This is a genomic window from Stenotrophomonas sp. OVS01A (assembly GCF_019969775.1).
In the GTDB taxonomy this organism is placed as follows: Bacteria; Pseudomonadota; Gammaproteobacteria; order Xanthomonadales; family Xanthomonadaceae; genus Stenotrophomonas; species Stenotrophomonas indicatrix.
Genome location: NZ_JAHXYV010000004.1, coordinates 264,370 through 278,238, shown reverse-complemented (window position 1 = coordinate 278,238; position 13,869 = coordinate 264,370). Strand labels below are relative to the sequence as shown.

12 protein-coding genes are annotated in these 13,869 nt (G+C 67.2%); 4 read left to right on the top strand and 8 right to left on the bottom strand.

The window, feature by feature from the left end:
• Positions 1-79: 79 nt before the first annotated feature.
• The 3 genes from LC407_RS15970 to oleC all read right to left on the bottom strand — a co-directional run bounded on the left by LC407_RS15970 (position 80) and on the right by oleC (position 2,998).
• Positions 80-235 (bottom strand): DUF1328 domain-containing protein, encoded by a 156-nt coding sequence (locus LC407_RS15970; protein ID WP_025875842.1) that lies wholly within the window; start codon positions 233-235, stop codon positions 80-82.
• A 121-nt stretch (positions 236-356) separates the two neighbouring features.
• The gene (oleD, locus tag LC407_RS15965; protein ID WP_088100785.1) at positions 357-1,343 is read right to left on the bottom strand and encodes a 2-alkyl-3-oxoalkanoate reductase; all 987 of its coding nucleotides are present in this window, start codon (positions 1,341-1,343) and stop codon (positions 357-359) included.
• Positions 1,340-2,998, bottom strand: a complete 1,659-nt coding sequence (gene oleC, locus LC407_RS15960; protein WP_080150330.1) for an olefin beta-lactone synthetase — start codon at positions 2,996-2,998, stop codon at positions 1,340-1,342. The genes oleD and oleC overlap by 4 nt, the downstream gene beginning before the upstream one ends.
• A 102-nt stretch (positions 2,999-3,100) precedes the next feature.
• Here oleC and LC407_RS15955 point away from each other — a divergent pair, with 102 nt between their 5' ends.
• The gene (locus tag LC407_RS15955; RefSeq protein WP_025875849.1) at positions 3,101-3,526 is read left to right on the top strand and encodes a YkgJ family cysteine cluster protein; all 426 of its coding nucleotides are present in this window, start codon (positions 3,101-3,103) and stop codon (positions 3,524-3,526) included.
• A gap of 117 nt (positions 3,527-3,643) precedes the next feature.
• On the opposite strand, the gene LC407_RS15950 is transcribed toward LC407_RS15955, so the two are convergent.
• The 4 genes from LC407_RS15950 to LC407_RS15935 form a co-directional block, all read right to left on the bottom strand.
• Complete coding sequence (locus LC407_RS15950; protein ID WP_223483184.1) at positions 3,644-4,534, bottom strand: alpha/beta fold hydrolase; 891 nt, start codon at positions 4,532-4,534, stop codon at positions 3,644-3,646.
• A 125-nt stretch (positions 4,535-4,659) separates the two neighbouring features.
• Positions 4,660-5,676 (bottom strand): 3-oxoacyl-ACP synthase III, encoded by a 1,017-nt coding sequence (locus LC407_RS15945; protein ID WP_025875853.1) that lies wholly within the window; start codon positions 5,674-5,676, stop codon positions 4,660-4,662.
• A gap of 102 nt (positions 5,677-5,778) precedes the next feature.
• On the bottom strand, positions 5,779-6,096 hold the full coding sequence (locus LC407_RS15940) for a DUF4156 domain-containing protein (RefSeq protein ID WP_223483183.1): 318 nt from the start codon (positions 6,094-6,096) through the stop codon (positions 5,779-5,781).
• A gap of 195 nt (positions 6,097-6,291) precedes the next feature.
• On the bottom strand, positions 6,292-9,141 hold the full coding sequence (locus LC407_RS15935) for a pitrilysin family protein (protein WP_223483182.1): 2,850 nt from the start codon (positions 9,139-9,141) through the stop codon (positions 6,292-6,294).
• Between the two features lie 405 nt (positions 9,142-9,546).
• Between LC407_RS15935 and LC407_RS15930 the strand changes: the two genes are divergently transcribed.
• Positions 9,547-10,023: a hypothetical protein gene (locus LC407_RS15930; RefSeq protein ID WP_025875859.1), complete on the top strand. Its 477-nt coding sequence runs from the start codon at positions 9,547-9,549 to the stop codon at positions 10,021-10,023.
• Between the two features lie 70 nt (positions 10,024-10,093).
• Complete coding sequence (locus tag LC407_RS15925; RefSeq protein ID WP_025875861.1) at positions 10,094-10,573, top strand: tRNA (cytidine(34)-2'-O)-methyltransferase; 480 nt, start codon at positions 10,094-10,096, stop codon at positions 10,571-10,573.
• Between the two features lie 131 nt (positions 10,574-10,704).
• Here the strand turns inward: LC407_RS15925 and LC407_RS15920 are convergent, their stop codons facing one another.
• Entirely contained in the window at positions 10,705-11,868 is a 1,164-nt protein-coding gene (locus LC407_RS15920; RefSeq protein WP_025875863.1) for an acyl-CoA dehydrogenase family protein, read from the bottom strand.
• 307 nt (positions 11,869-12,175) lie between these two features.
• On the opposite strand from LC407_RS15920, the gene LC407_RS15915 reads away from it, so the two are divergent.
• Entirely contained in the window at positions 12,176-13,852 is a 1,677-nt protein-coding gene (locus tag LC407_RS15915; protein WP_025875865.1) for an electron transfer flavoprotein-ubiquinone oxidoreductase, read from the top strand.
• Positions 13,853-13,869: the final 17 nt, after the last annotated feature.

Here is a 13,869-nt window from a genome sequence, read left to right as displayed (position 1 = left end):
TTCGGCAGTGCCGGCCGCCGGTCGGCAACCCCGGGTAATCGAGGTTGCCGGCCAGCGGCCGGCACTACTGCTCAAGCGGTCATGTGCGCTTGCGGAACATCGAGATCACCGCCAGCACCAGGAACACCACGAACAGGATCCAGGCGATGTTGCTGGCGGCACCGGCGATGCCGGAGAAACCGAGCACGGCGGCGATGATGGCAATGACAAAGAAGATGACGGCGTAATGCAGCATGGTGCTCCTCGCAGGTGGTCGGCCGTGGGTGGCGTTGTGTCCATCCTGCGCATCTGCCGGTGTGCAACCGGTGATGGCGATCTCTGCGCGTAATGAAGGCTTCAGCGCGGTGATGCCGCCGTCATGATGCGGCCTTCAGTCGTCGCAGCCCTTCTTCGATGCTGACCTGCGGCACGTAGCCGAAATCACGGCGCGCTGGCTCCATGCTGTACCAGTGCGGCGTGCACAGCTGCTCGGCCAGGAAGCGCGTCAGCGGCGGCTCGCCACGCAGGCGCAGCAGCGGCCACAGCCGCTCGCAGATCGCGCCGATCCGATACGCCGTCTTGAAGCTGATCGCCTTGTCCACGGTTGGAGCGCCCACCGCCTGCAGCAGCTTGTTGACCAGCTCGCGCATCGGCAGCGGCTCGCCATTGGAAATGAAGTACGCCTTGCCGGCGCAGGCCGCGCCCGGTGCCAGCGCCTCGAAGGCGAGAAAATGCGCGAGCGCGGCGTTGTCGATGTACGTGGTATCGACCTTGTTGTTGCCATCGCCCACCAGGCGCAAACGGCCAGCGCGTGCACGATCGGCCAGGCGCGGCACCAGCTGCTGGTCGCCCGGGCCCCAGATCAACCGCGGACGCAACGCCACGGTTGCCAGGCTCGCGTCATTGGCCGCCAGCACGCGCTGTTCGGCAATCGCCTTGGTCGCCGCGTAGGGCGCCTGGAAATCCTCGCCATACGGCACTTCGTCCGCACCCAGTCCTTCCACCGGGTGCGTGGCGCGGTGGGTCACGCTGGGCGTGGAGGTGTAGACCAGCCTGCCGATGCCATGCGCGCGGCAGGCGGCGATGACGTTGTCGGTGCCGACCACGTTGGCCTGGTGGTAGCTGTCATAGCTGCCCCACGCACCCGCCTTGGCACCGTTGTGGAACACCGCATCGACGCCGGCCACCGCATGCAGCACCGCCTGCGGATCGGCCAGGTCACCGCGGATCTGGCCCACGCCCAGCGCCTGCAGTTGCGGGTAGTGGCTGCGGTTGAATGCCAGCACCTGGTGGCCACGTTCGACCAGGCCACGGCACAGCGCCTGGCCAAGGAAACCACCACCACCGGTGACCAGGATCTTCATGCGCGCTTCTCCAGTTCGGCGCGTGCCCAGACGGCGAGCTTCTCGCGGCCGATCTTGGCGTTGTGACGGATATCGACGGGGAACGCCGGATGCATCAGCACGTGTTCCAGCTTCATCTCGGGCAGACGCGCAGCGGCCGTGGCATGCAGCGCCTCGCGCAGAGCAGGGCTGTCGGACTGGCCACGCTGCAGCTCCACGCACAGCACCGGCACCTGCGCACCGGCCGCGCCGACGCCCACCAGCGCCGTGCGTGCCACGCCGGGTACGGTGTTGAACACCGGCTCGACCTGTTCGGTGTACAGCGGTCCGTGGGCGGTTTCCACGCGATGGGTCTTGCGGCCACAGAACCACAGCCGTCCCTGCGCATCGAAGTAGCCGACATCGCCCATGCGATGCACGATGCGGACGCTGCCATCGGCCAGGGTTTCGCTGATCTTCGCCGCCGCCGTCGCCTGCGGACGGTTGAAATAACTGTCGGTGGCGGTCGGCCCGGCCACGGTGATCTCACCGATCTCGCCCACGGCCAGCACGCGCGCCTGCGACCAGTCCGGCAGCGGCGCATCGTCGATGGCGATGATGCGCACCTCGTTCGGTGCGACCACGCTGCCGACGCAGGTGCCGGCACCGCCCTCGGTGGCCGCGCGCGTACGCTCCAGCTCGCGCCCCTCGACCACCGCCACCGGCAGGCACTCGGTGGCCCCATACGGTGTCCAGAACTGGGCATCGGCCGGCAGCAGGCTGCGGATGGTGGCGACCACGTCCGGCGGCACCGGCGCACCGGCCGAGGTCACCCGGGTCACCGTCGGCAACGGCCGCCCGTGCCGCGCCAGCACCCGCATCAACGCAGGCGAGCCAAACAGCTGGGTCACGCCGAAACGCTGGATGGCGTCATGCAGGCGCGCCGGGTCGGCCTGGGCCGGCCGGGTCGGGTCCATGTCCGGAATCACCGAGGTCAGGCCCAGTGCCGGATCGAACAGCGCAAACGGCGGGAAGGTCGGCAGGTCCACCCCACCCGCCTCCATGCCGAAGGCGCTGCCCAGCAGCTCGATCTGGCCGACGAAGTGGCGGTGGCGGTAGACCACGCCCTTGGGCACACCGGTGGAGCCGCTGGTGAACAGGATCGCCGCCGTGTCCTCGCCATCGGTGTCGGCCAGCATCGGGCCACTGTTGGCGCCGGCACGCTCCAGCGCGGCCAGCGTGGTACCGCCCCAGCCCAGGCGGCGGCCGACGGTCACCAGGCGGGTCGCCGAAGGCGCCCAGCGCAGCGCCAGCCGCGCCACGTGGGCCAGCGGGATGCCGATGAAGGCCTGCGGCTGTGCCTCGTCCAGACACTGCTTCAGCGCGCGCTTGTCGATGCCCGGATCGACCAGCACCGGCACCGCGCCCAGCTTGAACAGGGCGAACATCAACAGGAAGAACTCCGGCGACGGCCGCACCATCACCACGGTGCGCACCCCACGGCCGATGCCGTAACCGGCCAGGCCGGCCGCCATCGCATCACTGCGGGCGTCCAGCTGGCGGTAATCCAGGGTTACGTCGTAGGCCGCCATGCCGTTGCCGGCGCCGCGGCGGCCGGGGCAGCGGATGGCGATCTGGTCGGGGCGTTCACGCGCCAGCTCGGGCAGCCGCGCGGCGATGTTGCAGGATCGGTTCATCCGTTCATTGTCGCCGCTTACGGAATTTCTTGCGCGGCGGCCGCCAGCGTGGAAAATCCGCATCCTCGTCCCTTTCCCGATGCCGCCCGAGGCGGCTTGCCCATGCAACATCCCTGCATGACCTGCGGCGCCTGCTGCACCCAGTACCGCGTGGCCTTCCACTGGATGGAATCGGACGAGGTCACCCCCGGCGGCGTGCCGCACCAGCTCACCGAGGTGCTCGACCCGCACCGCCTGTGCATGCGCGGCACCCATTCCAAGCCGGTGCGCTGCGTGGCGCTGGACGCCCAGATCGGCGTCTATTCGCGCTGCACGATCCACCCCAACCGCCCCAGCGTGTGCCGCGAGGTGGATGCATCGTGGGAGTACGGCAAGGCCAGCCCGCAGTGCGACAAGGCCCGCATCGCCTATGGGCTGGATCCGCTGACCCTGGCCGACTGGCGCTGGCGTGACGGCGCGGACAACGACGACGACCACCCGGACGACAACGGCAACAGCCCCTCGCCACAGGCGCCGATTGCCGCGTGACGGGCGTGCCGACCAACGGTCGGCACCCACCCATCCCTTCCCCAGGCGTGCCGACCAACGGTCGGCACCCACCCGTTCACTCTCCCGGTGGGTGCCGACCGTTGGTCGGCACACTCTTCAGATCGGGTTCGCGTCCAGGAACGCCCGGATCTCCGGCACCAGCACTTCATGCTTGTCTTCCAGCACGTAGTGGCCGGCATCCTCGAAGGCATGCACCTGCGCCTTCGGCAACGCCGCCTGGAAGCCCTTCAGGAAGTGGTGGTCGAACACGAAATCACGCAGGCCCCAGCCGAGGAAGGCCGGACGATCGGCGAACGACGGCAGCGCCTTGCCGGCGCGCTCCAGCAGTGACCACGCCTTGTCGGCCGGCGACAGCGGAATGTCCTGCATGAAGCGGATGGTGCTGATGCGGTTGGCGTAGCTGTTGTACGGCGACACGTAGGCGCGGCGCACATCGGCGGGCATCTTCCGCTCCACGCCCAGCCACGAGGCACCGGAGGAGAACGCATTGAAGGTGCGGATGATCCACTCGCCGATCTTCCAGTGCCGGCCCAGCGCGATCTGCCACGGCATCTTCTTGGCCGCCGGCATCGGGAACGCGGCGGTGTTGAGCACCACCAAGCGCTTGACCTGGTCGTGGTGCGACAGCGCCCAGCCGAAACCGATCATGCCGCCCCAGTCGTGCACGGCCAGCGTCACCGGGCCGGTGATGCCCAGATGCTTCAGCAGCGCATCCAGATCATCCACCCGCGACTGCAGCGTGTACTCGTAGCGGCTGTCGTCAGGCTTGTCCGACAGGCCCATGCCGATATGGTCCGGCACGATGCAGCGGTACCTGTCCGACAGGCCGGCCACCAGCGTGCGCCAGTAATAGCTCCACGACGGGTTGCCGTGCACCATCACCACCACTTCGCCATCGCGCGGGCCTTCGTCGAGATAGTTCATCGACAGGCCGGGGCGGACCTCGAAACGCTGCGGGTGGGTGGGGTAACCGGGATGCTGGGACATCGGATCGCACCTGTAGAAAGGGCCGGTAGAACCAGCCCTTGGACACTTGGAAACATCATCGCTGTCCGTCGCGAGCGATTGGCTGGCAGGTGCGGACGGCGCGCAGCAGGTCAGCGGTGACTTTTTTACCAGACCACTTCAGCCATCGAACAGTTCAGGCCCGAGCCGATGCCCAGAAGCGCGATGCGGTCGCCCTTCTTCAGCTTGCCCAGCTGCTTGAGCTTGCTCAGCACGATCGGCACCGAGGCCGGACCGATGTTGCCGTGCTCGCCGAAGATGGTCATTACCTTCTTCGGGTCGATGCCGAAATTCTTGATGAACGCCGCGGTGTGCGGCTGGCTGACCTGGTGGATGACGAACTGGTCCAGCTCTTCCACGGCCCAGCCCAGTGCGATCTTGGCGGCGGTGAAGGTCTTCTGGGCCAGCTTGATGCCCTCGATCAGCAGCATGCGGGTGTCGGTGACCATGCGGTCCAGGTTGCCCAGGCACAGCTGGTTCCACTCGGTGGCCGAGCGGGTCACGCCACCCTTGTAGCGCGGCGCGTCGGGCACCAGCTCCGAACGGGCCATCACCATCGCGGCTGCACCGGAACCGGTGGTCAGCGCCGCCAGCTCGTTGCGGAAGTCGTCAGCGGTGACGTCCGGCGCGGTCATCCGCTCCAGGGTCTTTTCGTACACCAGGTTGGCGGTCTCGCCATCGACCACCAGCGCATAGTCGATCTCACCGCGCTCAAGCATGCGCGCAGCGATGTCCATGCCGTTGATGAAGGCCAGGCAGGCATTGGCGACGTCGAAGGTCATGCACTCGTCGCTGACACCGAGGTTGCCGGACACGATGGAAGCGGTGGACGGCTCCAGGTAGTCACGGCTGACCGAGGTGTTGATCAACAGGCCCACCTGCGTCGCATCGATGCCTGCGTCTTCCAGCGCCTTGCGGCCAGCCATGGTGGCCGCATCGGACGCCAGGACGCCGTTGTCCCACAGGCGGCGCGCGTGGATGCCGGCGATGTCGCCGAGGACGTCGGTACGGATACCAAGGCGATCCAGCGTCGGCTGCAGGCGTTCGTTGATTTCCTTGGTCGTCAGCGTGTGCGGCGCATCAACGTGAGCCAGGCCGGCAATCGAGACATTCTTGAAGAGCATCGAGGTTAGCGCCAAGGCTCAGGCAAAGGGGGCGCTATTCTATAACCCCCCGGGCCTTCACCGCATCTTTACGAATTCAGCCTTGGCCGTATGGTGAAGGATTCAGCGCGGCGGGCACTGGAAGGCGGCAAAGCGCTGGCTGCCATCGGCAAGGGCCGCAGCGGCCTGCACGGCGTTGGCGCCGGTGGTCGGGGCCTCGTTGCGGGCCAGGGTTTCCAGCTCTTCCTGCACGCGCAGCGGGTTGCGGTTGTAGAAGCCGACCTTGCTCTTCACGGTCACCACTACTTCGCCCTTGGAGATACAGCCGGCCGGTACCGGGCCTGCCGGCAGCACGCGGGTCGCCTTGCCGGCCGGTTCGATCGGCACCCAGGTGCAGGCGGTGACGGTGAGCAACAGGGACGACAGCAGCAGAACGCGCATGGGCAGGATCCTGGAAGGGAATGTCAGGAGTGTGCCTGAACCGTCTGAATCAGGGATAGCCGAAGAAGGCTGCGGTAGCGCCGGGCCATGCCCGGCGGTTCTTCGAAGGCGTCCAGATGCCGCGCTGCGCGCTCGCCGGGCACGGCCCGGCGCTACCCGCAGGTGCCTGCCCGCCGGAGCGGGCAGGCACATCCCTTACTTCTTGACCGGGTTGCCTTCGGCATCGATCACGGTCACTTCGCCCAGGTTCAAGGCGCGCACGGCCGCTTCGGTCTGCTTGAGGTCACCCACCACCACCCAGGTCAGCGCCTGCGGCTTGATCTCCGCTGCCGCCTGCTGCACCTGTGCCGGGGTCATCGCTTCGATCTCGGCCTTGCGGCGCAGCACGTAGTCGTCCGGACGCTTGAACTGCACGATCGTGCCGATGGTCGCGGCCACCGCGCTGGCGGTCTCGTAGGCGCCGGGCAGGCTCAGCGTCTGGATGTTGCGGATGCGCGCCACTTCCGCGTCGGTCGCCGGCTTGCTGCCGTTGGCGAACTCGGCGATCTCCTTGCGCATTTCCGCCATGGCCGGGCCGGTCTTGTCGATCTGCACCGGTGCCATCGCCATCCACGGGCGCTGGCCCACGGTGTTGCTGGCGCTGGTGCGGGCACCGTAGGACCAGTGCTTGTCCTCGCGCAGGTTCATGTTCAGGCGCGAAGTGAAGTCACCACCGATCACGCCGTTGGCGATGTCGAAGCGGGTCGAGCTGGCATCGCTGGACGGCGGCACGACCTGGCCGGCGAACAGGTTGGCCTGCACCGCGCCCGGCTGGTCGATCAGGAACACGCGCGGGCTCTTCGGCAGCGCCACGGCGGTGGTGGCCTTGATCGTCGGCGCATCACCGGTGGCCTTCCAGTCGCCCAGCTGCTTGTCCAGCAGCGGCACGATCTCGGCCAGGGTGGTATCGCCAACCACGATCAGGGTGCCGTCCTGCGGACGCAGCCAGTCGCGGTGGAAGTCGACCAGGTCCTCGCGGCCCAGGCTGCTGATCGCCGCTTCGTCACCGCTGCCGGTGAACGGGATCGCGTACGGGTGGCCCTTGCCGTACAGCAGCGGCGGCAGCACGCGCATCGCTACCGCACCCGGGTTGACCTTCTCCTGCTGGATGCCGGCGATCCAGGTCGCCTTGACCCGGTCGATCTCGCTCTGCTCGAAGCGCGGCTCGCGCAGCAGGCTGGCATACAGCGCCAGCGACGGCACCAGGTTCTCCTTCAGCGCGGACAGTTCCACATCCACCGAATCCAGGCCTGCGGACGCATCGAGATCCGCACCCAGCGCATCGGCTGCATCGGCGAAGGCCAGCGAGCCGAGCTTGCCGGCGCCTTCGGTCATCAGGCTCATGGTGAAGTTGGCGGTGCCCGGCTTGCGGCCCTGGTCGGCGGTGAAGCCACCCGGGAACTGGTAGCTGAACTGCACCACCGGAATCTCGTGGCGCTCGGCCAGCACCACCTGGGTGCCGTTCTTCAGCGTGGCGCGCTGCAGGGCCGGGAACTTCAGCTGCGGGAACTCGCGGGTCTGCGGCACGCCGGCCTTGCGCTCCACCTGCTCGGGCAGGGTGCTGTACCTGCTGTCGACTGCCGGCACGTTGAACGGCTTCGGCGCCTGCGAGGGGTCTTCCTTCAGCGCCACGCGTTCACCCGGCTCGACCACCAGGGTGTGGCTGCCCTTGTCCAGCCACTGCGCGCCCAGGCGCTTGAGGTCGGCAGCGGTGGCCTTGTCGATGTTGGCCAGCGAGGTGCGGAAGCAGCCCGGGTCGCCGGTGTAGACCGTGCACTCGGCCAGCGCATCGGCCTTGCCACCGAAGCCGCCGATGCGCTCGATGCCGCGGATGAACGCCGCGCGCGAGCCGGTCTTGGCGCGTGCCAGTTCTTCGGCGGTCGGGCCATCCTTGAGCAGGCGCTCGATTTCCTCATCGATGATCTTTTCGACCTTGGCCGGATCCTGGCCCTGCTTCACCGTCGCCATCACCATGAAATTGGAACCGAGCTGCGAGGCATAGGCGCCGGCGCTGATGTTGTCCACCAGCTTGTCCTGGTGCTGCAGGCGCTGGCTCAGGCGCGAAGACTTGGCGCCGCCGAGCACATAGGCCAGCAGCTGCAGCTGGTCGACGTCGGTGGTGCCGACCTGCGCCACGTTCCAGGCGCGGTAGATGCGTGCCTGCGGCACCTTGTCGGTCATCACCTCGCGGGTGTCGGCCGGCCGCTTGGCCACGTCCACCTTCGGCTGCGCCATGGTCGGGCCGGCCGGGATGCTGCCGAAGTACTTGGCGGCCTTTTCCTTGGCGGTGGCCAGGTCGATGTCACCGGCCAGCACCAGTACCGCGTTGTTCGGGCCGTACCAGGTGCGGAACCAGGTCTTGACGTCGTCCAGCGAGGCGGCGTTGAGATCATTCATCGAGCCGATCACGCTGTGGTGGTACGGGTGGCCCACCGGATACAGCGCGCGGTTGAGCTGTTCCCACACCTGGCCATAGGGCTGGTTCTCGCCCTGGCGCTTCTCGTTCTGCACCACGCCACGCTGTTCGTCGAGCGCAGCCTGGTCGATCGCGCCAACCAGATGGCCCATGCGGTCCGATTCCATCCACAGCGCCATGTCCAGCGCGGTGGTCGGCACGTTCTCGAAATAGTTGGTGCGGTCGGTATTGGTGGTGCCGTTCTGGCCGGTCGCACCCACCTGCTTGAAGGGTTCGAAGTACTCGCCGTCGTGGTTCTCGCTGCTCTGGAACATCAGGTGTTCAAACAGATGCGCGAAGCCGGTGCGACCGGCGGGCTCGTCCTTGCTGCCGACGTGGTACCAGATATTGACCGCAACGATCGGTGCCTTGCGATCGGTATGCACCACCACGCGCAGGCCGTTGGGCAGGGTGAACTGCTCGAACGGGATATCGACCTTGCTGGTCGCGGCCGGCTTGGCCGCCAGCGCGTAGGTCGGCGCGAGCGTGCCGAGGGCAGTACTGAGGGCAACAGCGAGCAGCGCGGCGCGCGGGCGCAGGGTGAGCGACATATCCGGGTCCTTGGTCACGAAGGTGAATCCCGATCCTAGCGCGGGCGTGCGGCCACCGGTATCGGCCACCAGTCACTGGGGGTGATCGGCCCCCTCGGCCTTTGTGATTGGCCGTTCCCGGGTCACGAACGGCGGTGATTCACGTCCGGACAGTGTCCGCAGCCCCCCGAATGGACAGGTGTCCGCCCTGCGGACACTTTCGGCGAGCCATAAAAACCTTATGAATCAACGACTAAAAGTTGGCACGGGGATTGCTTTGTACTTCCTGCGCCAGAAAGGGCTTCAGACGAAAGCTGACTGAAGACTGAACAAAAGCAGGAAATCGAAAATTCCGCTTGCATCCCCAGAACTGGTGTTCTACCTTACTACCACACCACTGCTCACCAACACTAAACAGGCCCCGTCATGAACGCCAAGACCATTGCCATCGCCATCGCCCTGATCGCCGGCACCGCGGTTGTTTCGTCGGTGCAGGCCTCCGAATCCATCAAGACCCTGTCCACCGTGCAGGTCCGCCCGGCCGCCGACCAGCTGGTCCAGCAGGCCTGGGAACAGGCCAGCGGCATCCCGACCCTGGCCACTGTCGAAGTGCGCCCCAGCGTCGACCAGCTGGCCGAGCGCGACGGCTTCATCGCCAGTCCGGTCGCCGCCGCGCTGCCGATCACCACCCTGGCCTCGGTTGAAGTGCGCCCGAGCCTGGAACAGCGTGTCGCCCTGGCTGCCGAGCAGGAAGCCCAGCGCTACGCCGCCACCCTGGCAGCGGCCGCCACCAGCGTCGCCAACCAGGTGATCGTCAACCTGCCGGCCCTGCAGGTGCGTCCGAGCGCCGCCCAGCTGCAGGCCTTCGCTGCCGAAACCGCCCAGGTCCTGCTGCGCCCGTAAGCGACGTCCGCCCTGCCCCGCGCGGGGCGTGCGTCGTAAAGGCGGCCGCCGTCGCAGGTACACTGCGCCGATGAATGCCGCGCCCCAGTTCCACGTGATCCTGTTCCAACCGGAAATCCCGCCCAACACCGGCAATGTGATCCGGCTCTGCGCCAACACCGGCGCGCAGCTGCACCTGGTCGAGCCGCTCGGCTTCGCACTGGAAGACAAGCAGCTCAAGCGCGCCGGCCTGGACTACCACGAGTACTCGCGCCTGCAGGTGCATCCGGACCTGGACACTGCGCTGGCGCGGATCGCACCGAAGCGGTTGTTCGCCCTGAGTACGCGTGCCAGCGTCCGCTATGACAGCGTGGCGTTCGACGACGGTGATGCCTTCCTGTTCGGCCCGGAAAGTCGTGGCCTGCCGCAGGACGTGCTTGATGCCCTGCCCGATGGTCGCCGGCTGCGCCTGCCGATGCGGCCGGACAACCGCAGCCTCAACCTGTCCAACACCGTTGCGGTGGTGATGTACGAGGCGTGGCGCCAGCATGGGTTTGCCGGCGGTCAGTAGATCCACGCCATGCGTGGATGATCGTCTGGTAGATGCCGACCCTGGTCGGCACGGGAGCGCCAACCAAGGTTGGCGACTACCGCCATCCAGGTAGATCCACGCCATGCGTGGATGGCTGTTCCCCACCCCGCTCAGAACGCGTTGATGCCGGTCAGCTCGCGGCCGATCACCAGCTGGTGCACGGTCTCGGTGCCTTCATAGGTGATCACCGATTCCAGGTTCAGCGCATGGCGGATCGCCACGTGCTCGGTGGTGATGCCGGCGCCGCCCAGCAGGTCGCGGCATTCGCGGGCGATGTCGATCGCCATGCGGCAGTTGTTCCACTTGGCCAGGCTGACCTGCTGCGGTTGCACCTGCCCGGCTTCCTTCAGTCGGCCGAGCTGCAACGCCAGCAGCTGCGCCATGGTGATGCGCCGGGCCATGTCGGCCAGCTTGATCTGCGCGCTCTGCGTGGCGGCCAGCGGACGGCCGAACAGCACGCGCTCCTTGGCATACCCCAGCGCTTCATCCAGGCAGGCGATGGCCGAGCCGATCGGGCCCCAGCTGATGCCGAAACGCGCCTGGGTCAGGCAGCCCAGCGGCCCCTTCAGCCCCTTAACGTTCGGCAGGCGGTGGCTGTCGGGCACGCGTACGTCGTCGAAGAACAGCGCGCCGGTCAGCGACGCGCGCAAGCTCATCTTGTGCTTGATCTCCTGCGTGGTGAAGCCGGGCATGCCCTTCTCCAGCACGAAGCCCTGGATGCCGTCCTCGGTCTGTGCCCAGACGATGGCCAGGTCGGCCACCGGCCCGCTGGTGATCCACATCTTGCTGCCGTTGATGCGCCAGTCGCTGCCATCGCGCACCGCGCGGGTCTTCATGCTGGCCGGGTCGGAACCGCCATGTGCCTCGGTCAGGCCGAAACAGCCGATCAATTCGCCGCGGGCCATCGCCGGCAACCATTGCCGGCGCTGTTCTTCGCTGCCGTAAGCAAAGATCGGGTACATGCACAGCGAGCTCTGCACCGACACGAAGCTGCGCAGGCCCGAATCGCCGCGCTCCAGCTCCTGGCAGATCAGCCCGTAACTCACCGCCCCCATGTCGCCGCCGCCGTACTCGGCCGGCAGCGTGGCGCCGAGCAGCCCAAGCGCGGCGATCTCCGGCACCAGTTCCGACGGGAACCGTGCCTGGTCGAAGGCATCACCGATGATCGGCAGCACGCGCTCGTTGGTGAAGCGGGCCACGCTCTCCTGTACCGCGCGCTCTTCCTCGCTGAGCAGGGAACGGACATCGAACAGGTCGTACGGATCCAAAGCCATGGCACTCACACGCAGTCGGGACTGCCGCCATTGTCGGCCATCCGGGCGGAGTTGGTGTGCGGGTAGAGGCCGACCCTGGTCGGCGCTGGTGTTTCCGCTCACGTCCACCAAGGTTGGCACCTGCCAGACCACGCGCGTTACGCTGCATTGCAGCAATTGCGATGTGAACATCGGCGATCTAGCTCGATCACGCCCGTCCCGGTACCCTGACACATTCAAACAACCGTTTCGCCCGTGGCTGCACGCGCGATTCCCAGGCAACCGCCGGTGGCCCCGATGCCGGCACTACCCACGAGTCATGCAATCGATGAGTGCTGAAGCCAACGCCCTGCCCCCGCGTGAAGTCATGGAATTCGACGTGGTCGTCGTCGGTGCCGGCCCGGCCGGCCTGGCCACCGCGATCCGCCTGCGCCAACGTGCGATCGACGCCGGCCGCGAACTGTCGGTATGCGTGCTGGAAAAGGGCTCCGAACCCGGCGCGCACGTGCTGTCCGGCGCGGTGATGGACCCGCGCGCGCTGACCGAACTGTTCCCGGACTGGGCCGAGCGCGGCGCACCGCTGAAGCAGAAGGTCACCCGCGACGAGTTCCTGTTCCTCAGCGAGACCGGCGCGCGCACCACCCCGCACGCGCTGCTGCCCGAGTGCTTCCACAACGAAGGCAACTACATCATCAGCCTGGGCGAGGTCACCCGCTGGCTGGCGCAGCAGGCCGAGGCGCTGGAAGTGGCGATCTTCCCCGGCTTCGCCGCCGCCGAAGTGCTGTACGGCGATGACGGCGCGGTGATCGGCGTGGCTACCGGCGACATGGGCATCGAAAAGGACGGCACGATCGGTCCGGCCTTCGAACGCGGCATGGCCCTGCATGCGAAGTACACGGTGTTCGCCGAAGGCGCGCGCGGCCACCTCGGCCGCCAGCTGATCAGCCGTTTCAAGCTGGACGAAGGCAAGGATCCGCAGGCCTACGGCATCGGCATCAAGGAACTGTGGCAGATCGACCCGGCCAAGCATGAGCCGGGCCTGGTGGTGCACGCAGCCGGCTGGCCGCTGGATACCGACACCTACGGCGGTGCCTTCCTGTACCACGCCGACGGCGGCAAGGTCGCCATCGGCTACGTGGTCGGCCTGGACTACAAGAACCCCTGGCTGAGCCCGTTCGAGGAATTCCAGCGCTTCAAGACCCATCCGTCGATCCGCAAGCATCTGGAAGGCGGCACCCGCATCGGCTACGGCGCGCGTGCGATCACTGCGGGCGGCCTGATGTCGCTGCCCAAGACCGTGTTCCCGGGCGGCGCGCTGGTTGGCTGCGAAGCCGGCTACCTCAACGTCAGCCGCATCAAGGGCAGCCACGCCGCGATCAAGACCGGCATGCTGTGCGCCGATGCCGCCTTCGACGCGCTGGTGGCCGATCGCCAGCACGATGAGCTCAGCGCCTACCCGGCCGCCTTTGAAACCAGCTGGCTGCACGACGAACTGAAGCTGTCCAAGAACTTCAAGCAGTGGTTCAAGAAGGGCCAGACCGTGGCCACGCTGATGACCGGCATCGAGCAGTGGCTGCTGCCGAAGCTGGGCGTGCGCAACCCGCCGTGGACCCTGCGCCACAGCATCCCGGACCACGCCTGCCTGGAGCCGGCATCCAAGCACACGCGCATTGCCTATCCCAAGCCCGATGGCGTGCTGACCTTCGACCGCCTCAGCTCGGTGTTCCTCAGCAGCACCAACCACGACGAGAACCAGCCCAGCCACCTGACGCTGAAGGATGCGAGCATCCCGGTGAAGGTGAACCTGGCCGAGTACGCCGGTCCGGAAGCGCGCTACTGCCCGGCGGGCGTGTACGAGTTCGTCGGCGACGGCAACGATGCGCGGCTGCAGATCAACGCGCAGAACTGCGTGCACTGCAAGACCTGCGACATCAAGGATCCGACCCAGAACATCGTCTGGGTGACCCCGCAGGGCGGCGGCGGACCGAACTACTCCGGCATGTGACCGGCGATGGGGCTGCG